This is a genomic window from Brevundimonas sp. GW821-FHT12E07, from assembly GCF_058807035.1.
In genome coordinates this window covers 654,093-680,906 of the sequence record NZ_JBXAQH010000002.1, presented here as the reverse complement: position 1 = coordinate 680,906, position 26,814 = coordinate 654,093, and the positions used below count along the sequence as shown (strand labels likewise).

22 protein-coding genes and 1 tRNA gene are annotated in these 26,814 nt (G+C 69.5%); 13 read left to right on the top strand and 10 right to left on the bottom strand.

Going from position 1 to position 26,814, the window contains the following annotated elements:
• The first annotated feature begins 35 nt into the window (after positions 1 to 35).
• The 6 genes from AC1ROD_RS11530 (at position 36) to AC1ROD_RS11505 (ending at position 8,129) form a co-directional block, all read left to right on the top strand.
• Positions 36 to 1,454: a formimidoylglutamate deiminase gene (locus AC1ROD_RS11530; protein ID WP_492948379.1), complete on the top strand. Its 1,419-nt coding sequence runs from the start codon at positions 36 to 38 to the stop codon at positions 1,452 to 1,454.
• Positions 1,451 to 2,170: a histidine utilization transcriptional repressor HutC gene (gene hutC, locus AC1ROD_RS11525; protein WP_492948378.1), complete on the top strand. Its 720-nt coding sequence runs from the start codon at positions 1,451 to 1,453 to the stop codon at positions 2,168 to 2,170. Before AC1ROD_RS11530 ends, hutC begins: the two co-directional genes overlap by 4 nt.
• Positions 2,167 to 3,393, top strand: a complete 1,227-nt coding sequence (hutI, locus tag AC1ROD_RS11520) for an imidazolonepropionase (protein WP_492948377.1) — start codon at positions 2,167 to 2,169, stop codon at positions 3,391 to 3,393. The genes hutC and hutI overlap by 4 nt, the downstream gene beginning before the upstream one ends.
• Positions 3,394 to 3,454: 61 nt before the next feature.
• Complete coding sequence (locus AC1ROD_RS11515; RefSeq protein ID WP_492948376.1) at positions 3,455 to 4,555, top strand: type IIL restriction-modification enzyme MmeI; 1,101 nt, start codon at positions 3,455 to 3,457, stop codon at positions 4,553 to 4,555.
• A 6-nt stretch (positions 4,556 to 4,561) separates the two neighbouring features.
• Complete coding sequence (locus AC1ROD_RS11510) at positions 4,562 to 6,490, top strand: DNA methyltransferase (protein WP_492948375.1); 1,929 nt, start codon at positions 4,562 to 4,564, stop codon at positions 6,488 to 6,490.
• A 55-nt stretch (positions 6,491 to 6,545) separates the two neighbouring features.
• Positions 6,546 to 8,129: a phytoene desaturase family protein gene (locus tag AC1ROD_RS11505; protein ID WP_492948374.1), complete on the top strand. Its 1,584-nt coding sequence runs from the start codon at positions 6,546 to 6,548 to the stop codon at positions 8,127 to 8,129.
• Here the strand turns inward: AC1ROD_RS11505 and AC1ROD_RS11500 are convergent.
• Positions 8,119 to 8,496, bottom strand: a complete 378-nt coding sequence (locus tag AC1ROD_RS11500) for a response regulator (RefSeq protein WP_492948373.1) — start codon at positions 8,494 to 8,496, stop codon at positions 8,119 to 8,121. The genes AC1ROD_RS11505 and AC1ROD_RS11500 overlap by 11 nt on opposite strands.
• Positions 8,496 to 10,010 (bottom strand): sensor histidine kinase, encoded by a 1,515-nt coding sequence (locus AC1ROD_RS11495; RefSeq protein WP_492948372.1) that lies wholly within the window; start codon positions 10,008 to 10,010, stop codon positions 8,496 to 8,498. Before AC1ROD_RS11495 ends, AC1ROD_RS11500 begins: the two co-directional genes overlap by 1 nt.
• 123 nt (positions 10,011 to 10,133) lie before the next feature.
• Between AC1ROD_RS11495 and AC1ROD_RS11490 the strand changes: the two genes are divergently transcribed.
• On the top strand, positions 10,134 to 11,708 hold the full coding sequence (locus tag AC1ROD_RS11490) for a carboxylesterase/lipase family protein (RefSeq protein WP_492948371.1): 1,575 nt from the start codon (positions 10,134 to 10,136) through the stop codon (positions 11,706 to 11,708).
• 367 nt (positions 11,709 to 12,075) lie between these two features.
• A complete protein-coding gene (locus AC1ROD_RS11485; protein WP_492948370.1) occupies positions 12,076 to 12,453 on the top strand; it encodes a hypothetical protein in 378 nt (125 codons plus the stop codon).
• Between the two features lie 19 nt (positions 12,454 to 12,472).
• On the opposite strand, the gene AC1ROD_RS11480 is transcribed toward AC1ROD_RS11485, so the two are convergent.
• Both AC1ROD_RS11480 and AC1ROD_RS11475 read right to left on the bottom strand, forming a co-directional pair.
• Positions 12,473 to 13,174: an SAM-dependent methyltransferase gene (locus AC1ROD_RS11480; RefSeq protein WP_492948369.1), complete on the bottom strand. Its 702-nt coding sequence runs from the start codon at positions 13,172 to 13,174 to the stop codon at positions 12,473 to 12,475.
• Positions 13,175 to 13,281: 107 nt separating this feature from the next.
• Positions 13,282 to 15,393, bottom strand: coding sequence for a DEAD/DEAH box helicase (locus AC1ROD_RS11475; RefSeq protein WP_492948368.1), 2,112 nt, complete (start codon positions 15,391 to 15,393; stop codon positions 13,282 to 13,284).
• A 229-nt stretch (positions 15,394 to 15,622) separates the two neighbouring features.
• On the opposite strand from AC1ROD_RS11475, the gene AC1ROD_RS11470 reads away from it, so the two are divergent.
• Positions 15,623 to 18,049 carry a pre-peptidase C-terminal domain-containing protein gene (locus tag AC1ROD_RS11470; protein WP_492948367.1) on the top strand — a complete coding sequence of 809 codons (2,427 nt, stop codon included), beginning with the start codon at positions 15,623 to 15,625 and terminating at the stop codon, positions 18,047 to 18,049.
• Positions 18,050 to 18,137: 88 nt separating this feature from the next.
• Here the strand turns inward: AC1ROD_RS11470 and AC1ROD_RS11465 are convergent, their stop codons facing one another.
• The 4 genes from AC1ROD_RS11465 to AC1ROD_RS11450 all read right to left on the bottom strand — a co-directional run bounded on the left by AC1ROD_RS11465 (position 18,138) and on the right by AC1ROD_RS11450 (position 22,246).
• A complete protein-coding gene (locus AC1ROD_RS11465) occupies positions 18,138 to 19,478 on the bottom strand; it encodes a hypothetical protein (RefSeq protein WP_492948366.1) in 1,341 nt (446 codons plus the stop codon).
• 285 nt (positions 19,479 to 19,763) lie between these two features.
• Positions 19,764 to 19,838: transfer RNA gene (locus AC1ROD_RS11460), tRNA-Val, on the bottom strand.
• A 78-nt stretch (positions 19,839 to 19,916) separates the two neighbouring features.
• Positions 19,917 to 21,206, bottom strand: coding sequence for a dicarboxylate/amino acid:cation symporter (locus AC1ROD_RS11455; RefSeq protein ID WP_492948365.1), 1,290 nt, complete (start codon positions 21,204 to 21,206; stop codon positions 19,917 to 19,919).
• A gap of 290 nt (positions 21,207 to 21,496) precedes the next feature.
• Complete coding sequence (locus AC1ROD_RS11450) at positions 21,497 to 22,246, bottom strand: SDR family oxidoreductase (protein ID WP_492948364.1); 750 nt, start codon at positions 22,244 to 22,246, stop codon at positions 21,497 to 21,499.
• A gap of 104 nt (positions 22,247 to 22,350) precedes the next feature.
• Between AC1ROD_RS11450 and AC1ROD_RS11445 the strand changes: the two genes are divergently transcribed.
• From AC1ROD_RS11445 to AC1ROD_RS11430, 4 genes are all read left to right on the top strand, one after another.
• Positions 22,351 to 22,767 carry a winged helix-turn-helix transcriptional regulator gene (locus AC1ROD_RS11445; protein ID WP_492948363.1) on the top strand — a complete coding sequence of 139 codons (417 nt, stop codon included), beginning with the start codon at positions 22,351 to 22,353 and terminating at the stop codon, positions 22,765 to 22,767.
• A 2-nt stretch (positions 22,768 to 22,769) separates the two neighbouring features.
• Complete coding sequence (locus AC1ROD_RS11440; RefSeq protein WP_492948362.1) at positions 22,770 to 23,303, top strand: hypothetical protein; 534 nt, start codon at positions 22,770 to 22,772, stop codon at positions 23,301 to 23,303.
• An 89-nt stretch (positions 23,304 to 23,392) separates the two neighbouring features.
• Entirely contained in the window at positions 23,393 to 24,490 is a 1,098-nt protein-coding gene (locus AC1ROD_RS11435; protein ID WP_492948361.1) for a patatin-like phospholipase family protein, read from the top strand.
• Positions 24,491 to 24,500: 10 nt separating this feature from the next.
• On the top strand, positions 24,501 to 25,121 hold the full coding sequence (locus AC1ROD_RS11430; protein WP_492948360.1) for a Pr6Pr family membrane protein: 621 nt from the start codon (positions 24,501 to 24,503) through the stop codon (positions 25,119 to 25,121).
• On the opposite strand, the gene AC1ROD_RS11425 is transcribed toward AC1ROD_RS11430, so the two are convergent.
• The gene (locus AC1ROD_RS11425) at positions 25,118 to 25,837 is read right to left on the bottom strand and encodes an HAD-IA family hydrolase (RefSeq protein ID WP_492948359.1); all 720 of its coding nucleotides are present in this window, start codon (positions 25,835 to 25,837) and stop codon (positions 25,118 to 25,120) included. The two genes, AC1ROD_RS11430 and AC1ROD_RS11425, sit on opposite strands and share 4 nt — an antisense overlap.
• 1 nt (position 25,838) lies before the next feature.
• Complete coding sequence (locus tag AC1ROD_RS11420; protein WP_492948358.1) at positions 25,839 to 26,810, bottom strand: proline iminopeptidase-family hydrolase; 972 nt, start codon at positions 26,808 to 26,810, stop codon at positions 25,839 to 25,841.
• Between the last annotated feature and the right edge of the window lie 4 nt (positions 26,811 to 26,814).

Here is a 26,814-nt window from a genome sequence, read left to right as displayed (position 1 = left end):
CGCGATTCCGTTTGGGTGTGGTATGTCTATACATAATGTTCGAGTCTGATCGGGATTGTCCAGTGCCGCAAACGTCGCGTGAGGGTCGCAGCCTGTGGTTCGAGCAGGCTCTGCTGGGGGAAGACTGGGCGTTCGGCGTCCGGATCACCGTCGCCGACGGACTGATCTCCGCTATTGAGACCGGCGTCGCGCGGGCCGCGACCGATCAGGGCGGCGGGGTTGCCGTCCCCGGCGTCGCCAACGTCCACAGCCACGCCTTCCAGCGCGCCATGGCCGGCCTGACCGAGGGGCGTGGGCCGGAGGGGGGCGAAGACGACGACTTCTGGAGCTGGCGTCAACTGATGTACCGCTTCCTCGACCGGGGCGGGCCCGACGAGATCGAGGCCATCACGGCCCTCGCCTTCGCCGAGATGCTGGAGGGCGGCTTCACCCGCGTCGCCGAGTTCCACTATCTGCACAACGATCCGGCGGGCCGGCCCTATGCCGATCCGGCCGAGCTGACGGGCCGCATCGTCGCGGCGGCTGAGGCCACGGGCGTCGGCCTGACCCTGCTGCCCGTCTTCTACGCCCACGCCGGCTTCGGCGGTCAGCCGCCGTCGCAGGGGCAGCGCCGCTTCATCACTGATCTGGACGGCTTCGCCGATCTGGTCGCACGCGGCCGCACCCTGACGGCGACCCTGCCGGACGCCGTCGTCGGCGTCGCGCCGCACAGCCTGCGCGCCGTCTCGCCGGACGAACTGGCCGCCATGCCTGCGCTGGCGGGCGACGGCCCCATACACATCCACGTCGCCGAACAGACGAAGGAGGTCGACGACTGCCTCGCCTGGTCGGGCGCACGGCCGGTCGAATGGCTGCTGGCCAACGCCCCCGTCGATCCGCGCTGGTGCCTGATCCACGCCACCCATGTCACTGACGCCGAATGGGGCGAGGTCGCTGCGCGCGGCGCCGTCGTCGGCCTGTGCCCGGTCACTGAGGCCAACCTCGGCGACGGCGTCTTCCCGGCCTCGGCCTATGTCCAGAACGGCGGCCGGTTCGGCATCGGCACCGACTCCAATGTCCGCATCGGCCTCGCCGGCGAGCTGCGCCAGCTGGAGTACAGCCAGCGTCTGTCGCTCAGGAAGCGCGCCGTCATGGCGGACGGAACGCGCACCACCGGCCGGGCCCTGTTCGACCGCGCCCTGGCCGGCGGTCAGCAGGCGACGGGCTCCACGGGCGGCCTCTCGATCGGGCAACCTGCGGACATCGTCGGCCTGGACACCTCGGGCATCGCCTTCGAGGGCCGCTCGGGCGACGCCGTCCTCGACAGCTGGATCTTCGCCGCCGACCGCAACGCCATCCGCTCCGTCTGGCGGCGTGGCGAACAGGTCGTGGCCGACGGCCGCCACGTGGCGCGCGACGCGATCGAATCCCGCTACCGCAAGGCCCTGAAGACCGTACTCGGACAGGACGCATGAGCGAGCCCGCCACCCTTCACCGTCGCATCTACGCCGAACTGGAAGGCCGCATCCTGTCCGGCGACTGGGCGCCCGGCTCGCGCATCCCGTTCGAACATGAGCTGACGGCCCAGTACGGCTGCTCCCGCATGACGGTGAACAAGGCCATCTCCGAGTTGGCGGGCCGGGGCTTGGTCACGCGCCGCCGGCGGGCGGGCACCTTCGTCGCCCAGCCGCGCGCCCACGCCGCCATCCTGGCCATCCCCGACCTGGGCGCCGAGATCGCCGAGCGGGGCCAGACCTACGCCTTCCGCCTGCTGGACCGCCTCGAGCGCGAGCCGCGCAATCGTGAGGAGCGGGAGCTGGCCGGGGAAGGCGGAACCCTGCTGGAGCTGGAAGGCCTGCATCTGGCCGACGACGCCCCCTTCGCTTTGGAGCGCCGCCTGATCGCCCTCGGCGCCGTGCCCGAGGCGGCGGTCGCCGACTTCTCCCTCATGCCGCCGGGGGCCTGGCTGCTGGACTCGGCGCCCTGGACCGAGGCCGAACACCGCATCTCCGCCGTCGCCGCCGGAGGACGTGACGCCCGGCTTCTGGCGCTCAAACCCGGGACCGCCTGTCTCTGTGTCGAGCGCCGGACCTGGCGGGACGGACAGGCGGTGACGCGCGTCTCCCAGACCTTCCCCGGCGACCGCTACGATCTCGTCGCCCGCTTCTCGCCGCGCGGAGACCGTCCGTGAAGGCCGATCTGCTGCTGACCGACTGCCACGTTGCCACCATGACGGAGGGCGGCGTCCCCTATGGCGCGATCGAGGACGCGGCGATCCTGATCCGCGACGGCGCCATCCTCTGGATCGGCCCCCGCGCCGACCTGCCGGCGCATGAAGCGGCCGAAACCCACGCCCTCGACGGCCGCTGGGTCACCCCCGGCCTGATCGACTGCCACACCCATCTGGTCTTCGGCGGTGACCGGTCCGGCGAGTTCGAACAGCGTCTGGAAGGCGTCACCTATGAGGAGATCGCCCGCGCCGGCGGCGGCATCGTCTCTTCGGTCAAGGCGACGCGCGACGCCTCCGAGGACCAGCTCTACGCCTCGGCCCTGTCGCGGCTCGAAGGCCTGAAGGCCACCGGCGTCACCACCGTCGAGATCAAGTCCGGCTATGGGCTGGACCGCGACAGCGAGCTGAAGATGCTGCGCGTCGCCCGCCGCATCGGCCGCGAGGCGGGCGTCCACGTCCGCACCTCCTATCTGGGCCTCCACGCCGTCCCGCCCGAGTTCCGGGGTTCGGACGAAAGCCGGGCCGCCTATGTCGACCTCGCCATCGACGACATCCTGCCCGCCGCCCATGCCGAGGGTCTGGTCGACGCCGTCGACGCCTATTGCGAGCCCATCGCCTTCTCGGCCGAAGAGGTCTCGCGCCTGTTCGACAGGGCGAAGGCGCTGGGCCTTCCGGTCAAGCTGCATGCCGACCAGCTCTCGGACGGCGCCGGGGCGGCCCTCGCGGCGCGTCACAACGCCCTGTCCGCCGACCATATCGAGCACGCGACCGAGGCGGGAATCGCGGCCATGGGGCAGGCGGGGGTCGTCGCGGTCCTGCTGCCCGGCGCCTATCTGATGCTGCGCGAGACCACCCCGCCGCCGATCGCCCTGCTGCGTCAGCACGGCGTCGCCATGGCCGTGGCCACGGACTGCAATCCCGGCACCTCGCCGGTCGCCTCCATGACCGCGGCCATCACCCTGGCCTGCGTCCAGTTTCGTCTGACCCCGGAAGAAGCCCTGGCCGGCGTCACGCGCCACGCGGCGAAGGCGCTGGGCCTGTCCGACCGGATCGGAACCCTGGAGCCCGGCAAGCGCGCCGACCTGGCCGTCTGGGACATCACTCGCCCCGCCGAACTGGCCTACTGGCTGGGCAAGCCCTTGCTTTCGTGGCGTTATGTGGGTGGGTTAGGGTTAACAACTTAAGGCTGTATTAAGGTTTCGAACTAATCTAGAGTTGGCCTCTTCTGGTGGGGGCTGGATCGGGATGGACGCGTTCATCGAAACCTGGAGTCGCGCGGCGGTTCGCGAGAGCTCGGACGGCCAGACCTTCATCATCCAGCTCTGCCGGGTCCTCGGCGTGCCCGCGCCGAACGATCAGGTCGTGGGCGATCCCGACTACGCCTTCGAACGCTATCTGCACTTCCGGGACGAGGGGGCGGTCCCTCGCCGGATGCGGGCCGACTGCTACCGTCGGGGCGCCTTCGTGCTGGAGATCAAGGGGCGCGAGCAGGAGATGGGCAAGGGGCTAAGGCAGGCCGAGGTCTATGCCGACCGGCTGGACCGTCGTCCGCCCTTCCTGGTGATCGTCAACGTCGGCCGCTCGATCGAGCTGTGGTCCAGCTTCGGCGCGAACGGCGGCCCCTACGCGCCCTTCCCGGACGCCGAGAGCCACCGGATCGCGCTGGAGGACCTGCGCCGGCCCGAGATCCGGGACCGGCTGGTCCGGGTCTGGATGGATCCGCACTCGCTGGACCCGACTCTTCAGGTCCGCAAGGTTACCGCCGTGGTGGGGCGGGCCCTGGCGGGGCTGATCCCGATCATCGGCTCGCGCCTGGCCGCCGACATCGCCGCCGGGTCGGGCGCCAGCGAGATCGACCCGGTCCACCGCCAGGCCTGCCAGTCCAAGGCCGCCAACTTCCTGACCCAGTGCATCCTGGCCATGTTCGCCGACAGCACAGGGCGGTTCGAGAACCACGCCTTCCTGCGCCTGCTGGAGCGCTATCGCGGCGCGCCCGAGGAGTTCCATCGCGCCGCCGCCCAGCTGTTCCGCGAGATGCGGCGCGGGGGCTTCAGCGTGATCCTGGGACAGGCCATCCCGCGCTTCGACAGCGAGGTGCTGGACGCGGTGGCGCCCATCGCCCTGACCCCGGCCGACCTCGACGAGCTGATCGCGGCGGCGCGGCAGGACTGGCGGGATGTGGAGCCGGCGGTGTTCGGCTCCCTGCTGGAGCGGGCCTTCACGACGGGGGAACGGGCGGCGGGTGGGGTCCACTACACCGACGTCGCGACCATCGAGGCCGTGGTCACCCCGACCATCATGGAGGTGCTGCGTACGGAATGGGCCGAGGTCCGGGCCGGGGCCTAGCGCCGGGTGGGGCAGGGCCGGACCGATCTGGCGCGCCAGATCCTGTGCCGCTTCCATCGCCGCCTCTGCACCGTCAGGGTGCTGGACCCGGCCTGCGGCTCGGGCAACTTCCTGTACGTCGCCATGCGGATGATGCGCGTCCTCGAGGCCGAGGTCTTCGTCGCCCTGGAGGACCTGACCGACAATCAGGGGCTGGCCGGGATCGACGCGCGCCGGGTGTCGCGCCGGCGGTTCATGGGTCTGGACATCGATCCCCGGGCCGTCTGGATCGCCCGTCTGGTCATGACCATCGCCGATCTTCAGTCCGAGGCCCGGCGGCGTGGCGGGGCCGCCGTCGGCCGGACCTCGGTCGTGCGCGCCAGCCACGGGGCCATCGTCCAGAGAGACGCCCTGCTGGCGCCGGGGCGGTCCCCCGCCGGCCTCTATCGCCCGGGTTCGACACCCCGGCTGTCCGACTGGCCGGACGCCGAGTTCATCATCGGCAACCCGCCCTATCTCGGCGCGGCCCAGGCCCGCCGCCAGCTCGGCGACGCCTATGTCGACGACCTCTGGGCCGTGCGGCAGGGGCGGTTCCGTCAGGCCGATCTGGTCATGTGCTGGTGGGACCGGGCGGCCCGCATCCTGGCCCGGCCGGGGTCGCGCCTGCGCCGGTTCGGCTTCGTGACCACCAACTCCATCGCCCAGCAGGGTTCACGCGCGGTGCTCGCCCGCCATCTGGAGGATGAGGGCGCGATCCATCTGGTCTATGCGGTCACCGACTATCCCTGGGGCGGCGGTTCGGCGGCCTCTGTGCGGGTGGCGATCACTGTGGCCGAGAAGACCCGCTCGGACCGGGCCGGCCGTCTGGGGCGGATCGTCGCCGAGCGCCGCGGACCCGACGGCGCGTCGATGCTGTCGCTGGACGAGACCCGGGGCGTGATCGGCTCCAACCTTCAGATCAGTCCCGGCCAGACCCCCGTTCAGCCGTTGAAGGCCAATGCGCTGCTCGCCTCGCGGGGCGTTCAGCTGATGGGGGCGGGCTTCCTCGTCTCGCCGGAGCGGGCGGCTCAGCTCGCGGCCCTGTCGGAGCGGAGCGAAGCGGCCCCGACGCGGCCCTATCTGAACGGCCGCGACGCCGCCGAGCGGTCGCGCAATCTGATGCTTATCGACTTCTCCGGCCTCTCTGAGGCCGAGGCGCGGCGGCGGCATCCCGGCTTCTACGAACACCTGCTGGAGACCGTGAAGCCGGTGCGGGACCGTAACCGCCGCCAGACCTACCGCGACCGCTGGTGGATGCCGGGCGAGCCGCGGCAGGGCCTCCGCGCGGCCCTGACCGGCCTGGGGCGCTTCATCGCCACGGCCGAGGTGGCCAAGCATCTGTGGTTCCGCTTCGTCGACGCGGCCTTCGTGCCCGACAACCGTCTGGTCTGCGTCGCCTCGGACGATGCGGCGGTGCTGGGGGTCCTGTCGTCGAGGGCTCACCGATGCTGGGCCGAAGCCTTCGGCGGGCGGCTGGAGGATCGGCCCGTCTATGTGAAGGGCAGCTGCTTCGACCCCTTCCCCTTCCCGGAGCTGACGGAGGTCCAGCGCCGGACCCTGGCCGAGCTGGCGGAGGATCTGGACCGGACCCGGCAGGAGACGTTGGCGCGGCTGCCGGCGCTGACGATGACCGGTCTCTACAACCTTCTGGTTCGGGTGCGGGCTGGAGAAGCCCTGCCGCCGGACGCCGCCTCGACCTGCACCCAGGCCCGCATCCGCACCCTGGAGAGGCTGCAGCGCCAGATCGACGATCTGGTCGAGGCGGCGTACGGCTGGCCCCCGGGTCTGGATGACGCGACGGTGGTGGAGCGGCTGTCGGCGCTGAACCGGCAGCGTGCCCGTGAGGAGGCTGAAGGCGTGGTGCACTACCTGCGCCCCGCCTGGCAGGCGGGCCGGCCGGCCTCGCGCGCCGCCTGACGCTTCCCTCCGCCCGCGACGCGCGCTAGGCCTCGGGGTCCAGAGAGGGCCGCCGATGACCACCAGCACCACTGACGTCGTCATCCTGGGCGGGGGGCACAACGGGCTGGTCTGCGCCTTCTATCTGGCGCGGGCGGGGCTGAAGGTGACGGTGCTGGAGCGCCGGGCCCTAGTCGGCGGGGCGGCGGTGACCGAGACCTTCCACCCGGGCTTCCGCAACTCCACGGCCAGCTACACCGTCAGCCTGCTCAACCCCCGGGTCATCGCCGACATGGAGCTGGCGCGGCATGGACTGAAGGTGGTGGAGCGCAGGGTCTCCAACTTCCTGCCGCTTGACGACGGCCGGTACCTGCTGGCCGGGGAGGGGCGGACGCAGGCTGAGGTCGCCCGGTTCTCGGCCCGGGACGCGGAGCGGCTGCCCGAGTACGAGCGGCGGCTGGAGGTCGTGGCGGCGGTGCTGCGCGACTGGATCCTGAAGGCCCCGCCCAACATGACGACGGATGGTTGGTTGGCCGCCCTGCCGGAGCTGGCGAGCGCCGCCGGCCTCGGGCGACAGGCGGCGGGACTGGACGTACAGGGACGCCGCGATCTGCTGGACCTGTTCGCCAAGTCCGCCGGCGACTGGCTGGACGGCTGGTTCGAGAGCGAGCCGATCAAGGCCCTGTTCGGCTTCGACTCGATCGTCGGCAACTACGCCAGCCCCTATACGCCGGGCTCGGCCTATGTCCTGCTGCACCACGTCTTCGGCGAGGTGAACGGGAAGAAGGGCGTCTGGGGGCATGCGCTGGGCGGCATGGGGGCGATCACCCAGGCCATGGCCGCCGCCTGCGCCGAACAGGGCGTCGAGGTTCGGCTGGAGACCCCCGTCGCCGAGGTCCTGACCGAGAAGGGCCGGGCCGTGGGCGCGGTGACCGAGGCGGGCGACGTGGTCTGGGCCAAGGCCGTGATCTCCAACCTGCATCCCCGGCTGCTGTTCGACCGGCTGGTCGACCCGGCGGTGGTCCCGGCTGACTTCAGCGAGCGGATGCGGGGCTATGCCTCCGGGTCGGGCACCTTCCGGATGAACGTGGCGCTGGACCGGTTGCCGTCCTTCACCAGCCTTCCCGGGCAAGGTGATCACCTGACCGCGGGGATCATCATAGCCCCCAGCCTGGCCTATATGGACCGGGCCCATGCCGAGGCGCGGCTGCGCGGCTGGTCGCAGAACCCCATCATCGAGATGCTGATCCCCTCGACCCTCGACGACAGCCTGGCCCCGCCGGGACAGCACGTCGCCAGCCTGTTCTGCCAGCACGTCGCGCCGGACCTGGCCGATGAGCACCGGGAGACGGTGGCGGACCTGATGATCGAGACGGTCGACCGGCACGCGCCGGGCTTCAGGGCCTCGGTGGTGGGGCGGTTGGCCTTGGGGCCGCGCGATCTGGAGCGGCGCTTCGGCCTCGTGGGCGGCGACATCTTCCACGGGCGGCTGACGCTGGACCAGCTGTTCAGCGCCCGGCCGGTGCTGGGCCACGCCGACCACCGGATGCCGGTGCCGGGCCTCTACCTGTGCGGCTCGGGCGCCCATCCGGGCGGCGGGGTGACCGGAGCGCCCGGGCACAACGCCGCCAAGGCGGTGCTGAAGGACCTCAGGCGGTAGCTACACCGAGCACCTTCATCAGGGCCTGCTGCACGGCGTCCTCGGTGAAGGGCTTCTGGATGGTGGGATGGCCGCGCCACTCCTCGGGCAGGCCGCCTTCGCCGTAGCCGGTCGAGAAGACGAAGGGCACGCCCCGTTCCTTCAGGGCGGCGGCGACGGGGAAGACCTCCTTGCCCGCCACATTGACGTCCAGCAGGGCGCCGTCGAAGGGCTGGCCGTCCCGCACGACCGACAGGGCCTCGTCGACCGTCGAGACGGGACCCAGGGTGGCGCACCCCATGTCCTCCAGGATGGTCTCCAGCAGCATGGCCACGAGGGACTCGTCCTCGACTACCAGGATGGTCCGGCCTTCCAGTGCTTGGGTCATCAGTCGTGTCCTCTGTCGAGCGGGATCGAGAGTTCCGCACGGAAGCCGGCGGGGTCGTAGTCGAGTCGGGCTTCGCCGCCAAGGTCGTGGCGGACGTTGCGTTCGATCAGGCGGCTGCCGAAGCCCCGGCGCATCGGGGCGGCGACGGCCGGGCCGTCCAGCTCGCGCCATTCGATGGTCAGGCGGCGGTCGGTCTGGTCGGCCACCGACCAGTCGACGAAGACCCGGCCGCCGGGGTCGGAGAGCGCCCCGTACTTGGCCGCATTGGTCGCCAGCTCGTGGAAGATCATGCCCAGGGACAGGGCCGCGGCGGGGCCCAGGGCCACGGGCGGGCCGTTGGCGAGCAGCCGCAAGGGGTCGTGGGCCTCGGTCTCGTGGCGCAGGATCTCGGCCAGGTCGGCGCCTTCCCAATGGCTGCGGGTCAGCAGGTCGTGAGTGTGTGACAGGGCCATCAGCCGCGACTGGAAGCTCTCGGCGAAGGTCTTCGGGTCGTCGTGGGACCGGGCCGTCTGCATGGCGATGGACTGGACCGTGGCCAGGGTGTTCTTCACCCGGTGGTTCAGCTCGTCGATCATCAGCTTCTGGCGCTGGGCGGCCTGGACGCTGTCGGTGACCTCATGGCCCTGGACGAAGATGCCGGTGATGCGGCCGTCGCCGTCGCGGATCGGCTGGTAGATGAAGTTCAGATAGACCGTCGTGACCGGGCCGCCGGGGGCGTGCTGCAGCTGGACCTGGCTCTCCTTGCCCTCGAACGGTTCGCCCGTGGCGTAGACGTCGTCCAGCAGCTCGAAGTAGCCCTGACCCTGGAGCTCGGGCAGGGCGGAGCGGATGTCGAGGCCCGTGACCGGACGGTGGCCGACGAGTTGGGCATAGGCCGGGTTGACCATCTCGAAAACGTGGTCGGGGCCGTTCAGGACCGCGACGAAGCCCGGCGCCTGCATGAACATCTCGATCAGGCGGCTGCGCTCGACCTCCAGCCGGCGGTTGTCCTCCTGCACCCGCTGGGCCCGGGCCATGACGCCGCCGCCGACGATGACGTCGAGCGCGCTCTCGGCCCCGCCACCCTCGCGCGCCTGGCGCCGCAGCAGCTGGAGCTCGGTGATGTCGGTGGTGTGCTGCAGGATGAAGCGGAGCGTGCCATCGGCGTCCATGATCGGGCTGTGGGTGCAGCTCCAGTAGCGGTCGACATAGTGGGAGCCGCCCTGACCATCGGGCACGGGGATCGCGTAGTGGAGCACCGGCAGGTGGTCGGTCTCGCCGGTCGCCAGCACCTTCTCGAACGAGCCCAACAGGCGTTTGGCGTTGTGCTCCTCGCCGTCGCCGTCGAAGGCGTCCATGACGTAGCGGCCGATCAGGGCCTCGCGGGTCTGCTGGGTGACCTCGAGGTAGGCGCGGTTCATCCCGGCGAAGCGGAGCTCGGGCGTCAGCAGCATATAGGGGTTCGGCGAGGCGTCGAACGCCGCCGCGAGGTCGGCGCCCAGGTCGCCGGACTTAGCCAGTTCTTTCAACGCCATCCCCACTATGCGCGCGTCTAAACGCACAGCTTGGCGTTCGGTTCAATGGGTTGTCGTGTGACTGACACAAGACAGTCGGCCAGGCGGGGTTGGGCGATGCGGTCGGGGTCGCTAGGGTAGGGTATGCCCCTGACAGCCCTCCTCGGCGCCGCCCTTCTGATGACCACACCGATGCAGGACCCGCCGACCCCGCCCCACACCCCGCCCACGGTCATGATCGGTCGCGGCGCGCTGATCGGGCGCGAGGCGGACAAGGGCGGGGTGGCGGTGGAGAGCTTCAAGGGCGTGCCCTACGCCCAACCGCCGGTCGGGCCGCTGCGCTGGCGGCCGCCGGTCCCCGCCGAGGCCTGGACCGGGCCGCGCGACGCCGGGCAGGTGGGGGCCATCTGCATCCAGCCGCGGGCCAACGGCGACAACGGCGTCGGCCCCCTGCCGATGAGCGAGGACTGTCTGACCCTGAACGTCTGGACGCCGAAGGAGAGGGATCACCCGCTGCCGGTCATGGTCTGGGTCCACGGCGGGGGCTACATCAACGGTTCGGGCACGGCGGCCCTGTACGACGGGACCAGCCTGGCCAGCCGGGGCGTGGTGGTGGTCACGCTGAACTACCGGCTCGGGCGGCTCGGCTTCTTCGACCATCCGGCCCTGGCGGCCGAGCGTCCGGCTGGAGAGGCCGCCGGCAACTACGGCGTCATGGACATGATCCTGGCGCTCCAGTGGGTGCGGGACCACGTCGCGACCTTCGGCGGCGACCCGGCGCAGGTGACGATCTTCGGCGAGTCGGCCGGGGGCGTGGCGGTGACCCAGCTGATGGTCGCCGAGGAGGCCAGAGGCTTGTTCGCCAGGGCCATCGTCGAGTCGGGTCTGGGCCGTCAGCAGGGCGTCGCCCTGGAGGACGTCGCCGACGCCGAGGCCAGCGGCCAGACGCCGCGCTCGACCCGGGCGCGGGGGGCGGCCTGGGCCGAGCAGGCAGGGGTCGCGCCGACGGCCGAGGCCCTGCGCGCCGTGCCCGCCGAGCGGCTGCTGGAGCCCGCGCCGAGCTTCTACGGCGGCGACCTGATCCTGAACGATGGCATTGTAATCAAAGAGGATATCGAGACGGCCTTCGCCGCGGGACGCGAGGCGCCCGTGCCCCTGATCATCGGCACCAACTCGGCCGAGTTCTGGTGGATGAAGCCGTCCGACCTGACCCCCTATGGCGAGATCGACGATGCCCTGACGCCGGAGGAGAAGGCCGCCTTCCTGACCGGTTACGGCGGGCAGGAGGGCTATGACGCCCACGTCCTGAGCGACCTGGTGTTCAACGAGCCGGCCCGGCATCTGGCGCGGCTGCATGCGGCGAACGGCCATCCGACCTTCCTCTACCGCTTCGACGTGGTCTCGGCGGCGATGAACGAGCCGCACGCGGGGGCGACCCATGCGTCCGAGCGGCAGTACGTCTTCGACACCCTGAGCGCCTCGCCCTGGGCCACGGATGACCGCGACCAGAGGGCGGCGGACCTGATGAGCGGCTACTGGATCCAGTTCGCGCGGGAAGGAAACCCCAATGGCGAGGGCCGGCTGCGCTGGCCCGACCTGCGCCCCGAGCCGGACCAGTTGCTGGAGTTCACCAACGACGGGCCGGTGATCAAGCCGGTCCCGGAGGCCGGGCGGCTGGACCTGATCGAACAGTTGTACGGCCGCCGGAAGGCGCGCTGACCGGGCCGTTTTGCACGCGGAAAAAGGCGGGTGCAAAAGGTGCAATTTTGAAGGTATGGGGTGAGAGTTTTTCCCCAAGGGTATGAAATTCAAGGATCCATATCGCGATATGGATTTGCACTCTGAGTGCAAGACGAGTGCAAGGACGCGCCGTCGCCGCAAACGCCTGTCGCTGGTGATGTCAAAGACCCGTCGCGAGCCTAACACGGTGTGCGGGTATGCTGGGCTGAAGCGGCTAAAGCGTCCAAAAGCGTCGGGATTTCAAGGGGACGGCGCCCAACCCGGCGCCAGGCTGAGGGGAGCGGCCGGGCGGGGCTTTCGCGTCCGTTATAATCCCGCAATGATGGCGCTTCCGGGGGAGACACTCATGATCCGACGCATTCCGCTTCTCGTGGCCGCTGTGCTGTTGATGGGCTTTCAGCAGACGAGGCCGCCGGCCGAGGCGCCGTTGAGGCCGATATCGAGCGAGGTGGTCGTCACGCCGGAGTGGGAGCTGGCGCCAAGGCTCGCCTTTCCCGCCCTCGCGGCGTCCCACGATATCGAGTCCGGCCGGGTGGTGCTGCGCTGCGACCTGGCGGAGCGGCGACTGAAGCGCTGCGAACCGGTCTCCGAGGAGCCGAAGGGGGAGGGGTTCGGGGAAGCTGCGGTGGCGGGGATCAGTCTGGGGGTGATCACGGAAGACTGGGCGAGCAGGCATGACGCCGGGGCGCCGGTCTTCCTGCCGGTGTCTTTCCGCCTCTACTGATCGGCCTGGCCGTCAGTGCTCAGGCCCGGGTCGCGTGCCAGCCCCGGATCATGAAGGCCTGGAAGAAGGGGATGGGCAGGGGGAAGCCGGCGTCGCGCCACAGGGCCTCGGTCTCTTCCACTGGCAGCACGCCGAGCACGTCGCGCAGGCCGTCCTCCAGCTTCGCCAGAGACTCCGGCGTCGCGCCCATCAGGGTCTGGACCTGCTTCCAGTCCGCCAGCATGGCCGGGAATCCGGGGCCGTCGAGGTCGCCACAGATTTCGGCGCTCAGGAACCTTCCGCCCGGCTTCAGCCGGTCATGGATGGCGGCGTAGAAGGCGGGCCGCCCCTCTCGGCGGATGAAGTGGGCGACCAGCAGGCTGACCACGACGTCGAAGCCGGTCCCGGCGACGTCATCGACATAGCCGTGGATCAGTTCGCAGCGGTCCATGACGCCGGCCTCCGTCAGTCGATGGGCGCCGACGGCGAGCATTTCCGCCGACGGATCGACGCCGACGAAGGTCCAGCCGGGAAAGGCCTGGGCCAGGGACAGGATCTCGGCCCCGGTGCCCACGCCGACGCACAGGACGCGAGCGTCGGCGGGCAGGTCGACGAGCGCCAGCCGCATCAGGAAATGCAGGCTGTCGGAAATGGGCTTCAGACCCGCATTCCGGCGGTCGTAGGCGTCGGCGATCTCCTGGCTGAAGAAGCCGGAGGTGCTGAAGGCGGCGTGTTGGGTCATTGTTATAGTGTAACAACAAGGGAGGCGGGCGTCGATGCCCGCGTGACCCCTCATCCGACCTCGCCTGCGGCTCGGCCACCTTCTCCCGCAAGGGGAGAAGGAAGACGTCAGCCGTTAGACTTCTTCTTGCCCTTGAAGGGCTTGCCGGCGCCCTTGGGTTTGCCGGTCCAGGGCTTGTCGCCGGCGGCCGCGGGGGCGGCGTCGCTGCGCGGGGCCCAGGGCTTCTTCGGGCCCTTGGGCTTTTCGACCCAGGCGGTCTTGCCCTCGGGGGTGGGGGCGTCCTTGGTGCGCTTGACCCATTTGGGTTTGGCGTCGCCCTCGGCGGCGGCATGGGCGGGAGCGTCGCGCTTCACCCACGGCTTCTTCTCACCGACAGGCGAGTCTTCGCGTTTGACCCAAGGCTTCTTCTCGCCGGCGGGGGCGTCTTCACGCCTGGCCCAGGGCTTCTTCTCGAAGCCGCCGTCACGATCCTTCCAGGCGGGCTTGTCGCCGCGAGGCGCGCCGCCTTCCTTCTTGGCCCAAGGCTTCTTCTCGGGGCGGTCGCCGCCGTCGAAGGGCTTCTTGTCCCAGCGGCTGGCGGGCTTTTCCTTCGGGCCGGGGGCGACGGCGTCGTTGACGGTCACACCGTCTTCGAGACCCGAGGCGATGGCGGCGCGGAACTTGGCCTCGGCGGCCTTGGTGATCTCGAACTTGGTCTCGCGGTCGAAGATCTTGATCGAGCCGATGTCGCCCTTGGTCACATGGCCCAGACGGCAGAGCGTTGGCAGAAGCCATTTCGGGTCGGCGTTCTTGTCGCGGCCGATGTTGATGCGGAACCAGGTCATGTCGCCGCCACGGGCGAAGTCCGTCAGCGGGCCGTCACGCTGGCCGCGATCGTTCACGCCGGTCGCCTGGGCGCGCTTCATGCGGTCGTCGTCATAGACGTCTTCCGGCGAGGGCAGCTTCTGGCGGTAGAGGCGGATCAGGGAGGCGGCGATCTGTTCGGGCGAGGTCTTCTCGAGCAACAGCTTGCCGAGTTCCAGCGCCTCCTCGTCCTCGACCGGGGCGGTCAGGATGGGATCGGCCAGCAGGCGGACGCGGTCCTGTTCGCGGATCATCTCGGCCGAGGGCGGGCCTTCCCACTGGGCGGTGATCCCGGCCGACTGGAGCATCAGCTCGACCTTACGGCGGCGGGTGTAGGAGACCATCATCACCGAGACGCCCTTCTTGCCCGCGCGGCCGGTGCGGCCCGAACGGTGAAGCAGAGTGGCCTTGTTGACCGGGATCTCGGCATGGATGACCAGGCCCAGGTCGGGCAGGTCGAGACCGCGGGCGGCGACGTCGGTGGCGACGCACACGCGGGCGTGGCCGTCGCGCAGGGCCTGAAGCGCCTCGGAACGGGCGGCCTGGGTCAGTTCGCCCGACAGGCCGACGACAGCGAAGCCGCGTTCGCGCAGGGAGGCGGTCAGGTGCTTCACCCGCTCGCGGGTGTTGGCGAAGACCAGGGCGCCGGGGGCCTCGAAGTAGCGCAGGACGTTGACGACGCCGAGCTCGACCTCGTTCGGGGCGATGCGGATGGCCTTGTATTCGATGTCGGCGTGCGAGCCGGCGCCGGCGACGGTGTCGATGCGGATGGCGTCGCGCTGATAGGTGCGGGCCAACTGGACGATGTCGCGGGCCAGGGTCGCCGAGAACAGCAGGGTGCGGCGCTCGGCGGGGGCGCTGTCGAGGATGAAGGTCAGGTCTTCCGCGAAGCCCATGTCCAGCATCTCGTCGGCCTCATCGAGGACGACAGCCTTGAGGCCGGACAGATCGAGCGCGCCGCGCTCCAGATGGTCCTTCAGACGGCCGGGGGTGCCGACGACGATGGCGGCGCCGCGTTCAAGCGTGCGGCGCTCGGCGCGGGGATCCATGCCGCCGACGCAGGTGGCGATGCGGGCGCCGGCCTTGGAATAGAGCCACTCCAGCTCCTTGGAGACCTGCAGCGCCAGTTCGCGGGTCGGGGCGATGATCAGGGCGGCGGGGGCGCCGTTGTCCTCGATGCGGTCGCTGTCACCCAGCAGGGTCGAGGCCAGGGCCAGGCCGAAGGCGACGGTCTTGCCTGAACCGGTCTGGGCCGAGACCAGCAGGTCGCGGCCGGCTTCGGACTCGAGCACAGCGGCCTGGACGGGGGTGGGCTCGGCATAGCCGCGTTCGGAAAGCGCGAGGTCGAGCGCGGGGTGGCTGGCGGGGAAGGGCATAAATTGTCTCGTACGGCGCTTCGGGCTGAAACGCGAGGTGGGGCGCGGATGTGGGGGGCGAGGCGCGCGCGGGTGCGGTCACTTCTGGGAGGGGCGGGCCTTTGCGCCCGGAACAAGGCCGAATGGTGGTGATATATCAGATTCAGTGGGTGGCGGGGCGCTGTTCGTTGAAGTTGATGACAGGCGGAACGGACGCGCTAGTCTGCGCGGGTCTTCCGGGGGGATTTCGATGTTCAGAACCGTTCTGATGGCCACGACCGCTCTGGCGGTGCTGGCGGGCTCGGCCGTCGCGCAGGAGACCTTGCGCAGAGGCTCACCGGTGTCGGGCGAACTGCGCACCGGCGACGCGAAGCTGAACAGCAACGAGTTCTATGACAGCTGGACCTTTGAGGGGCGAGCCGGCGAGCGGGTGACGCTCAGGATGTCCTCGACGGCGTTGGACCCCTATCTGATCCTGAGCGGCCCGAACGGCTTCAAACAGGAAAATGACGACGCCGCCGACGGCTCGACCGAGGCGGGGATGAGCGTCGATCTGCCGACGACCGGGACCTACCTGGTGCAGGCGACGACCTATCAGGCGGGCGAGAACGGGCGGTATACGCTGAGCCTGATGAACGGCGGGTCGATCGCCCCGGGACCGGCGGTGAGCGCGAACGACATCCCGCCGCCGACGATGATCTCGACCACGACGGTGCTTCAGGCGGGCCGGACGGGCAGCGGAGATCTGACGCGCGGCGACACGACCCTGTCGAGTGGAGAGTATGGCGACGTCTGGACCTTCCGGGCCCAGCGCGGGCGGACCTATACGATCACGCTCGAGTCCGGGGATTTCGATCCCTATCTGGTTGTGCGCGGGCCGGGCGGCCTGAGCGAGGACAACGACGACGACGCCTCGCGGCGCGGATCCTCCAACAGTCGGGTGACCTTTACCGCCCCGGCAGACGGCGAGGTCCGGGTCACGGCGACCAGTTATCGGTCCGGCGAGACCGGGCGGTACGCCATCGCGCTCACCGAAGGCGGGCAAGCCACGCAGACCACGAGCAGCGGTGGACGGCAGGCGGTCAACGGCGCCGCGACCCTGACCCGTGGGCCGCAGCGGCAGGCGGCGCAGAGCCAGGCGCCGGTCGCGGTCCCCGCCGATGCGGCGCCGATCAGTGTGGGTCAGAGCCGCGACGGGCGGCTGGGGCAGGGGGCGGAGACCCTGTCGAGCGGGGAGTTCGTCAACCGCTTCACCCTGAACGGGCGACAGGGGCAGTCGCTGGACCTGCGGCTGAGCTCCAGCGAGTTCGACCCCTATCTGCAGATCACGGGGCCGGGCGGCTTCTCGGCCTTCAACGACGATGACGCCGAGCGCGAGGGCAGTCACGACAGCCGGCTGATCGTCACCCTGCCGACCGACGGCGCCTATGTGATCGGGGCGACCAGCTATCAGTCTGGCGAGAGCGGGCGCTACCGGCTGTCGGTCGCCGACGGCGCGAACGCCCCGCCGCCCCGGCCGACGCAATCGGCGACGCGTCCGACGACGGGCGGGAGCGGCCTGATGCGCATCGGCGATACGGTCTCGGGCGAGCTGCAGGGCGGGGACGAGACCCTGCAGTCGGGCGAATATGTCGATACCTACCGTTTCCAGGGCACGCGCGGTCAGAGGGTTGCGGTGGAACTGACGTCGTCGGCCTTCGACGCCTATACGATCCTGAGGACGCCGTCGGGCCGGCAGATCGACAATGACGACGGCGAGGACGGCACCAACAGCCGTCTCGACACGGTGCTGGGCGAGAGCGGCGAGTATGCGGTGCAGGTGACCTCGTTCAACGCGGGCGAGACCGGCTCCTATCGCTTCAGCGTCATGCCCAGTCAGGGCACGCCGCGTCAGGCGGCGGTGCAGGGCGGGCCGCGGGTGTTCGCGGTGATGGTCGGGGTCTCCGACTATGCAGGCGCGGCCAATAATCTCGAATACACCGACGATGACGCCGAGAAGCTGGCCGACACCCTGAGGCGCGAAGGGGTGCTGAACCCCGCCAGCGTCACCCTGACCAATGCCGAGGCGACGGTCGCGGGGGTGCGCGAGGCCTTCCGGCGCGTGGCGGCCCAGGCCGGACCGGACGACATGTTCCTGTTCTTCTTCTCGGGCCATGGGAACCAGACCGACGCCGATCCGTCCGCGATCAGCGCGACCGAGCCGGACGGCCGCAGCGAGTCCATCGTCCTGCGCGACGGCGAGCTGTCGGACCGGGAGATGGCCCAGCTGTTCGGCAGTTTGCGCACGCGGCTGTCACTGCTGGTGCTGGACAGCTGCTTCTCGGGCGGCTTTGCGAGGAACGTCGTGGATCGGCCCGGCGTCATGGGCCTGTTCAGCTCCGAGGAGGACCTGACCAGCGCCGTCGCCGACAAGTTCGAGGCCGGCGGATATCTGGCCCACTTCCTCAGGACCGGTCTGGCCGGGGACGCCGACGGCGACGGCGACCAGATGGTCACGGCGGGCGAGCTGGCCACCTATCTGCGCCGCCAGTTCTCCAGCCAGGTCGAGAATGTCGAGGCCGAGACGACCGAGGGGCAGCGCAACTACCAGAACCTGGTCATCGACCGGGGCGGGGTCCAGATCGACGATGTCGTTCTGAGGCTGGGCACAGGCGGCAGCGCGCGTGGGACGCACTAGGGGCGCACACCAGACGCCGGAATTGAAGCGAGCGGCGGGACCGAAATCCCGCCGCCCGTTCATACGCTTACGCTACTGAACCAAGGCCTCAGTGGAACTCGTTCGGGTTCGTGCTGTAGGCCTGAACGGGCTGGCCGTTGACGTAGGCGGTCTGGCCCGAGGCGGTGTCGGTGTAGGTCGCCGTGGCCTCGTAGCGCGAGCCCTCAACGGCGTGAGCCGAGTATTGCGAGCCGGTCGCCGCATCCACCGAGGCCGGCGAGGCCACGGTGCAGCAGTCGTCTTCCGGATGCGGCTGGGCCGGGGTGTAGTGGATTTCCGGCGGGGCCACGGTCACTTCCGACGGACGCACGCGGACATTGGGCGCCTCCAGATAGATCTGGGCGGGCGCGACATTGACCGGCGGGGCGTCGACATAGACGGGCGGGCCCTGGATGTAGACCAGCTGCGGCGGAACCTCGACCGGGGGCGAGGCCACGCGGACGCCCTGCGAGCGCAGGGTGACCGGGCGCGGCGCCTGGGGCTGGCCGTAGAAGGGCTGGACGTGGACCGGGACTTCGCAGTCGCAGTCCGGACCCGGATACGGTTGCGGATAGGGCTGGGGCGCCGGGACGGGGGCGCAGGAGCCGCCGCCGTTGCCGTAGCGGTTGGGATAGCCGGCGCCCGGATAGCCGCCGCAGGGGTTGGGCGGGGGAACCGGCACGGGGCCGCAGGCGCCGCCGCCGTAGCCGTAACCGCCCTGATAGCCGCCGGGATATGAACCGCCGTAGCTGCCGCACGAAGGCACGGGCTGGGGCGCCGGAACCGGGGCGCAGGAATAGCAGCCCTGTGCGCCGCCGCTGTACGACGTGGAGTAGCTGGAGCTCTGGGTATAGGCGACCGAGCCGCGGGTCTGGGTCAGGGTGCGGCCGAAGCCGGAAACCGAATAGCCGAAGGGCTGGCTGGGACCGGCGACGCAGTTGCAGTTGTCCGAGATCTGGACGCCGCCGCCATAGCCGGGACCGGCCGGATAGAAGCCGTCGTCGACGTAGGAATAGCCGCCACCGCCGCCGCCGCCCTGGATCGAGCCGTAGCCCGAGTAGGAGTGGGCGTTGATCAGGCTGCGCCCGCCGCCGCCATAGGCGTTCGCATTCGCATTGGCGTTGGCGTTCGCATTGACGTTGACGTTGACGTTGGAATTGAAGTTCCCGTTGAACGAGCCGCCGCCCGGACGGCCGCCGCCATGATGACCGCCGCCGCCGCCGTGGCTTCCGCCGCCGCCGCCCGAGCCGCCGCAGGTTCCGCAGCCGGCCGAGCCGCCACCGCCGTGGCTGCCGCCACCCGAATAGCCGCCGCCGCCATGGCTGCCGCCGCCGCCGGCTCCGTTGCCGGCCCAGGCCGTTCCGGCCGAGGCCAGGGTTGCGGCGATCGCGATGATGATGACCCGTTTCACAGTGGTCGCTCCAATCTGTCTGAACCGGACTAGAGCAAGAGGTGCGCCGCGTCGGGCGCTTGCACCGCACGCGGACAAACGGAAGCCGCGTTTACGCCCGCCGGGCGAGCCCGACGGCTGATTTCACTGACGAAGTTTTCGAAGCTTGGCCGTAAGCGCGGGAAACGGTCGCCCGGCGGGGGAAATGTAAAATCGCCTCCGCCGCACACCGTTCAGGCGAAAACGGGCGTCGGGCTCAAACCCAGTGTGGGTCTGGGTTTGCGAGGCGTTGCGGTGGGGAAGGGATGGTGGATGCTGCAGGGATTGAACCTGCGACCCCCTCGGTGTGAACGAGGTGCTCTCCCGCTGAGCTAAGCATCCGTACCGGAGTGTCGGGCCTGAATCGGGCCTCGACCGGGGAGGCGGCGATGTAGCCCGCCCCCCGCCAAAGCGCAAGCGTCAGATGCCGCTCGCCTTGACCAATTCGGGAGCATCCGTCTCGGGATCGCCCGGAAGCCAGGCCACATGGCCGTCGTAGATGTCCCGATTCAGCACACCTTCCTCGCGGGCGACCAGAACCGGGACAAGCATCTGGCCCGTGACGTTGGTGGCGGTGCGCATCATGTCGATGATCCGGTCGATGGCCACGATATAGCCGATCCCCTCCAGCGGCAGGCCGGCGGTGGACAGGGTCAGGGTCAGCATGACGATCGAGGTGCCGGGCACGCCGGCGGTGCCCAGCGAGCCGAGAACGGCGGTCAGGCCGATCAGGACATACTGGGTCAGCGACAGGTCGATCTTGAAATACTGGGCGATGAAGATGGAGGCGATGGCCGGATAGATGGCGCCGCAGCCGTCCATCTTGACGTTGGCGCCGAGCGGCACGGCGAAGGCGGCATAGGCCTGGGGCACGCCTAGGCGCTCGACCGTCTGGCGCAGGGTGATGGGCAGGGTGCCGAGCGAGGAGGAGGTGGCGAAGGCCGTCTGCTGGGCCGCGAAGGCGCCGCGGAAGAAGGAGACCACCTTGAGCCCGTGCAGCTTCAGCAGGGCCGAATAGACCACCAGGATGTGGAACAGGCAGGCCGCGTAGATGGCCACGATGAACTTGACCAGGGGCAGCAGGGCCTCCCAGCCGTAGCCGCCGACAACCGAGCCGATCAGGCCGAAGACGCCGATCGGCGTCAGCTGGATCACCCAGCGGGTGATGCGGAAGATGATGGCGGCGCCTTCATCGACCAGACGGCGGGCGTTGGCGGCGCGGTCGCCGAGCGCGACCAGGGCCACGCCCACCAGCGCCGAGAAGAAGATGATCTGCAGCACCTTGCCGTCGCTGAGGGCCTTGAACGGATTGGTCGGCACAATGCCGAGAAGGACCTCGAGCGGGGTCGGAATGACCCGCTCCTTGACCTCGCCCAGCGGCAGGTTCGACAGGCCGACGCCCGGATTGATCAGATGGCCGAAGGCGAAGCCGACCAGAACGGCCAGCAGGGAGGTGATCGCGAACCAGACGATGGTGCGCACGCCCAGCCGCACGGCCCCGGTCCCTTCGCCCAATTTGGCGATGGAGGAGGCGATGGTGAACAGCACCAGGGGCGCGACCACCATGCGGATCAGGTTCAGATAGAGGTCGCCGATCGGCTGCAGCCAGGTCTCGGCATTCTCCCTCAGGATCAGGCCCGCGACGATGCCGAGGCCGAAGCCGACGGCGGTGCGGATCCACAGGGGAATGGCGAAGAAGCGGGCAAGCATCGGCGAACGGCTTTCGGGGAAAGGTTCGCCGATGTGCGGGGTGCGGCGGATGATCGCAACCGGATCGGTGGCGAAAAGATCAGGCGGCGGGGTTTAGAAAAACTCGCGATGTATCGTCATCCTCCGGCGAGCGTAGCGAGACCGGGGGACCCAGCGGCCCGCGGGAGCGGGACACTGTCGCAAACGCGATGTTGAAACATCGTGCCTGAACAGATCGCCTTCGGCGCCGCTGGGTCCCCCGGTCTGCGCCGCCAAGAGGCGGCTTGCCGGAGGATGACGAAAGGGAGGGCTTAGTGCGCCCCGTCGTTCAGGATGGAGAAGACCTTCGCATACTCCCCACGGCCCTCGGCGCCCGACAGGAACTTGACCCGTTCGACCAGCACCTCGTCGTCACCGCGTTCGAACAGGGCAAGGCTTTCGGAGGTGAAGTCGGCCAGGGGCATGGAGTTGGGGTTCTCGGCATGGCCGGGCATCAGGTCGGTGGCGACGGCGGGCGGGGCCCATTCGACGACACGGACGGAGGTGTCCTTGAGCTGGTGGCGCAGGGACTGGCTCCAGGAATGGATGGCGGCCTTGGTGGCGTTGTAGGTCGGAGTCGCCGTCAGGGGCACGAAGGCCAGGCCTGAGGAGACGGTGACGACCGTGGCGGCCGGCTTGGTCAGCAGGTGCGGCAGCAGGGCCGCCGTCAGCCGGATCGTGCCGAGCAGATTGATGTTCAGGATCTCCTCGACCAGCGGAAGGTCGAAGACGCCGCCCGACAGGTCTTCCGCCTTCATGACGCCCGCGTTGTTGATGACGACGTTCAGGGCCGGGTGGTCGGCGATCACCTGGGCCGCGACGGTCTTGATGGCCTCCGGATCGGCGACGTCGAGGACGACGAAGGCCATGCCCGGATTGGCGGCGACGACCTCCTGAAGCGGAGCGGCGCGACGGCCCGCGATGATGACCTTGGCGCCCCTGGCGTGCAGGGCCTCGGCGAAGGCGCGACCGATGCCGGTTCCGCCGCCGGTGATCAGGACGGTGTCTTTGGCGGTGTTCATGGGAAATCTCCGTGTCTGGAAAAGCGATGATCGGCGATGTATGACGGTCACTCTCCATTGGAAAGTAGGCACCGAAACGTTCGGTACTTACCGAAAAGAAAGTCATGACCGCCACGGCCTTCAAGCCTCGCCCGATCGTCGACGGCCGCGTCGAATATCCGCCGGTCGACCCACGCATCGAGGCCTTGGTCACCGAGGTCATCGGCCGGGTGGCGGACAAATGGACCATGATCGTGCTGGATGTGCTGGCCGAGAACGGCGAGCTGCGCTTCACCCGCATCGGCGAACTGTCCGAGGGCATCAGCCAGAAGATGCTGACCCAGACCCTGCGTCAGATGGAGCGCGACGGGCTGGTCGTGAGGACCGTGCACCCGGTCGTGCCGCCCAAGGTCGAATACCGCCTGACCGACATGGGCTTCAGTCTCGCCGAGGCCTTCTGCGGAGTCTGGACCTGGGCCGCCGAGCATCTGGAGCGGATCGAGACCGCGCGGGCGACCTTCGATCAGGCAAAGGCAGGGTAGGGATGGCGCCTTCACCAAGGATTGGGATCGACGGCGTTCTTTCGCGCTGTGAGTCCGACGCCGGGCGGATCGAGGTCCGGGTGTCCCCGTTTGTTTTCGATCCCGATGCGGCGGCAAGACCCGTCTGGAAACTGGTCTTTGAGGGCGCGGCTTTCGATCCGGCTGAGCTCCAGCGACTGGTGGAGACTGAGGTCGAGATCGACGTCTACGACGACAATGTCGTCTTCTATGACGTTTTCGCAGGGGCCGAACACAGGTGTGAGGCGGCCCGCGTCACTGCGGATCAGGTCCAGTACGACGACCTCGACCACAGACGCTATATCCAGCGCCTCGAGGCGGAAGTTGAGCGTCTCCACGCCAGTCTTCGGACCGTCGCGCAGCATAATGATCAGGGGCGGGCCATCCTTAGCGAACTGATGCGTCGCGCCGAAATCAAGGCGGCCGCCTCCGATCATCTGCACGAGCGGCAGGCTGCCGCCATCGAGGTGCTGAAGCGGCTCAGGGCGCATTTCGAGGGAGAGCCAGACCTGCGTTGACAGACCCCCGTTCTGCGTCTCCAGTGCCGACTCTATTGTGAGGACGTTTGATGGGCTTGCGGGGGCGAGCGGAATTCGCGGCGGTCCTCGTGGCCATCGCCCTGGCCGGCTGTCAGTCCCTGAGCCGGACCGCCTTTTCGGTGGAGGACATCGGGGCGGCCAGTCCCGTGATCCGGCTGGATCGAACGTCGGATGCGCGCTTCAGCGAGGCGCTGAGAGCGGCGGCGGTCGACCCGGCGGACGGGGCTTTCGATCTTCTGGCCCTGTCGGGCGGCGGGGCCGAGGGAGCGTACGGGGCAGGGCTGCTGACGGGCTGGGGTGAGCGCGGCGACCGGCCGGTGTTCGAGGTGGTGACCGGGGTCAGCACCGGCGCCCTGATGGCGCCCTTCGTCTTCATCGGACCCGCGGGCGACGCCGAGCTGAAGGCCGCCTTCACCGACGGCCGGTCGAGCCGGGTGCTGAGCCCGCGCTGGCTGATGGCCCTGCACGGCCCGGGCGTCTTCCGCCAGAAGCCGCTGCGCGACCTCGTCGCCTCGGCCGTGACGCCCGAGGTGATCGCGGGGGTGGCGCAGGGCCATCGCGGCGGACGCCGTCTCTATGTCGCGACCACCAGCCTGGACACACAGGATCAGGTCATCTGGGATATGGGGGCGCTGGCGGCGTCCGATCGTCCGGATGCGCGCGAGCGGTTCATCGACATTCTGGTGGCGTCCTCCTCGATCCCCGGTGTGTTTCCGCCGGTCTTCATCGATCTGGAGCGGGACGGGCGAAGGGTGCGTGAACTGCATGCCGACGGACGGACCACCGCCAACTTCTTCGTCGCGCCCGAAGGTCTGATGATGGCGCGCAACCTGTTCGGTGCGGAGGATGCTACGCCGCGTCGCCTCTGGGTGATCCTGAACGGCAGACCCGAGCCGGTCTTCTCCGTCGCCCCCTATCAGCCCTTGTCGGTCGCGGGGCGCGGGCTGGACGCGATGATGAAGGCCTCGACGCGGATGAACCTGATCGCCTCGCGCCGCTTCGCCGAGGCCAACGCCATGGGCTTCGGCCTGGCCATGGCGCCCGCCGGCGCCGTGGAGACCAGCCTCGATTTCAGCCCGGAGCATATGCAGGCCCTGTTCGACGCGGGCCGCGCGCAAGGACTGTCGGGCGAGGCGTGGAGCGCCGGCGCTCCGGCAAGGCCGTGAGGGAAGAGAGATGACGCCATATTCGACAGGCGGCCGGATCGCGGCCGGCATTATCGCCGCCGTCGGGTGGCTGGGGCTGGGCCTCTATCTGGCGGCGGAGATCTCCGGCCAGAAAGGGAACTGGCTCGGCGCGCTGTGGGTCAATGCGGGCTTCCTGACCGACCTGACGAACCTGTGTCTGGCGACGGTGATGACGGGCGTGGCCCTGGGCGTCGCGCGGCTGTCGACGCCGAAGATTGTGGGCTGGGTGGTGACGGCGATCCTGACCGTCGGGATCGGCTTCTGGCTGATCGGCGGGCGGCTGGTGATCGGCAAGTCGGCGCTGTCCGATATCCTGCTGCATGGCGTGACGCCGCTTCTGGCGGTGGCGTTCTGGGTCGTGTTCCAGCCGCGCGGCGGGGTGAGCTGGAAAAGCGTTCCGCCCTGGCTGGCATGGCCCGCCTTCTACTGGACCTATGCCCTGGTCCGGGGCGGGCTGACGGGCGAATACGCCTATGGCTTCCTTGACCCGGCGAAGAACGGCGTCTGGAGCGTCGGCATTACGATCGGGGCCCTGGTCGCCCTCTATGCCGTCTGCGGACTGATCGTGGTCGGGATCGACAAGGGTCTGTCGCGCAGGGCGCTGAGCTAGAACCCCGCCAGGGCCCGCGACACGTAGAGATCGGTCAGCAGCCCGTCCAGGGCCTCTTCCACGTCCTCGAAATGGTCGATCAGGACGTCGCCGCCCAGCTCTTCGGCGGGGATCTGGGTATAGCCGAAGGTGACGACGATACAGGGCATGTCGGCGTCCCTGGCCGCCCCGACGTCGGGGGAGGCGTCGCCGACCATGACGGCCATGGACGGGTCGCCGCCGGCCAGAAGCACGGCCTCCTTGAGGTGGGCGCCCGAGGGCTTCTTCGCGCTGACCTTGTCGGGGCCGACGATGGCGGCGAAATGTCTGGTCAGGTCCAGCTTGCCCAGCAGAAGTTCGGACAGGTCGGTGCGCTTGTTGGTGGCGACGACCAGTTTCGCGCCGCGCTCGGCAAGGGCTTCCAGCGTCTCGACCACGCCCTCGAACGGGTGGGACTCGTCGGCGATATGGTCGACATAGTCGGCGATGAAGGCGTCGAAGAGGGCGTCCTGACTGGCCTCTTCCCACGAGGCGCCGGCCGCGACGAAGCCGTGCTCCAGCAGGGCCCGGGCGCCGCTGCCGATCAGCTTGCGCGCGCTCTCCATCGGCACGGGCGGATGGCCCTCGCGGACCAGCATCCGGTTCAGAGTGCCGACCAGATCGCCCTGCGTCTCCACCAGGGTGCCGTCCAGATCGAAGGCAATGGTCCAACCTTCAAGGTCGCGGTCCGGATTCATGTCAGTCTGCTCGCGCTATGAAATCGCCGACGGCCTGCCGCCAGGCATCGGGCTGGTCGAACTGGGCCATATGGCCGGCGTCGGCAAGCGTGGCGAGCGAACCTTTTTGCAGACGGGGCAGGAGGGCGCGGTTGGTGGCGGGGGTCACGAGGTCGTACTGGCCGCCCAGCATCAGGGTCGGGACGGTGATCCGGTTCAGCAGCGGCTCCTCGTCGAAGTCCTTGAGGAAGCCGGTCATGCGGGGAATGCCGTCGCCCATGGCCGCTGCGGCCAGGGCGTCGCCGCGGTCCACAGGCACGTCGCGCATATAGGCCCGCGCATAGGCAGGGGAGCGGGTGCGGTTCAGGTGGGTGGCCATGAAGGCGGTGAAGGCGGCGGCGACCTTGTCCGGATCGTCGTCGGGGGAGGGATTGCTGATCAGCCGGCCCTGATCGTCGGGCAGGGCGGCGAGCAGCTCGTCCATGCTGGCGGCCCAGCCGTGCGCCGACAGGGGCGTCCCCTGCAGGATCAGGCTGTGCAGGCCGGCCGGCTGGCGGGACGCATAGTTCGCCGCGAGGATGCCGCCCCAGCTGTGCCCCAGCAGATGGACCTCACGCAGGTCCAGGGCCAGGCGGACGGCCTCGATCTCCGACGCATAGCGGTCGATGGTCCAGTTGGCGGGATCGCCGGGAGCAGACGATCGCCCGCTGTCGAGCTGATCATAGAGGATGATCGCCCGGTCGGCGGCGAGGGGAAGGGCGGGGAACATCTGCCAGCAGGCGCCGCCCGGGCCGCCGTGGACCAGCAGCAGCGGGGTCTTGCCCGACTTCAGGTCGCCATTGATCCGGACATAGACCTCGCCGCCCGGAACCGGCACACGGTGCTCCTCATCGGGTCGGGGCACGGCGGGATCATCGGCGGCGAAGGCGGGAAGGGCGGGCAGGGCCGCCGTCGCCGCGGCCGTGGCCAGGAAGGATCGTCTGGAAACCCGCATGTCC

Coding starts and splice junctions, on each gene's coding strand:
- AC1ROD_RS11530 (WP_492948379.1), top strand. CDS start 36: ATGTTCGAGTCTGATCGGGATTGTCCAGTGCCGCAAACGTCGCGTGAG.
- hutC (WP_492948378.1), top strand. CDS start 1,451: ATGAGCGAGCCCGCCACCCTTCACCGTCGCATCTACGCCGAACTGGAA.
- AC1ROD_RS11515 (WP_492948376.1), top strand. CDS start 3,455: ATGGACGCGTTCATCGAAACCTGGAGTCGCGCGGCGGTTCGCGAGAGC.
- AC1ROD_RS11505 (WP_492948374.1), top strand. CDS start 6,546: ATGACCACCAGCACCACTGACGTCGTCATCCTGGGCGGGGGGCACAAC.
- AC1ROD_RS11500 (WP_492948373.1), bottom strand. CDS start 8,496: ATGACCCAAGCACTGGAAGGCCGGACCATCCTGGTAGTCGAGGACGAG.
- AC1ROD_RS11495 (WP_492948372.1), bottom strand. CDS start 10,010: ATGGCGTTGAAAGAACTGGCTAAGTCCGGCGACCTGGGCGCCGACCTC.
- AC1ROD_RS11490 (WP_492948371.1), top strand. CDS start 10,134: ATGCCCCTGACAGCCCTCCTCGGCGCCGCCCTTCTGATGACCACACCG.
- AC1ROD_RS11485 (WP_492948370.1), top strand. CDS start 12,076: ATGATCCGACGCATTCCGCTTCTCGTGGCCGCTGTGCTGTTGATGGGC.
- AC1ROD_RS11480 (WP_492948369.1), bottom strand. CDS start 13,174: ATGACCCAACACGCCGCCTTCAGCACCTCCGGCTTCTTCAGCCAGGAG.
- AC1ROD_RS11475 (WP_492948368.1), bottom strand. CDS start 15,393: ATGCCCTTCCCCGCCAGCCACCCCGCGCTCGACCTCGCGCTTTCCGAA.
- AC1ROD_RS11470 (WP_492948367.1), top strand. CDS start 15,623: ATGTTCAGAACCGTTCTGATGGCCACGACCGCTCTGGCGGTGCTGGCG.
- AC1ROD_RS11455 (WP_492948365.1), bottom strand. CDS start 21,206: ATGCTTGCCCGCTTCTTCGCCATTCCCCTGTGGATCCGCACCGCCGTC.
- AC1ROD_RS11450 (WP_492948364.1), bottom strand. CDS start 22,246: ATGAACACCGCCAAAGACACCGTCCTGATCACCGGCGGCGGAACCGGC.
- AC1ROD_RS11445 (WP_492948363.1), top strand. CDS start 22,351: ATGACCGCCACGGCCTTCAAGCCTCGCCCGATCGTCGACGGCCGCGTC.
- AC1ROD_RS11440 (WP_492948362.1), top strand. CDS start 22,770: ATGGCGCCTTCACCAAGGATTGGGATCGACGGCGTTCTTTCGCGCTGT.
- AC1ROD_RS11430 (WP_492948360.1), top strand. CDS start 24,501: ATGACGCCATATTCGACAGGCGGCCGGATCGCGGCCGGCATTATCGCC.
- AC1ROD_RS11425 (WP_492948359.1), bottom strand. CDS start 25,837: ATGAATCCGGACCGCGACCTTGAAGGTTGGACCATTGCCTTCGATCTG.
- AC1ROD_RS11420 (WP_492948358.1), bottom strand. CDS start 26,810: ATGCGGGTTTCCAGACGATCCTTCCTGGCCACGGCCGCGGCGACGGCG.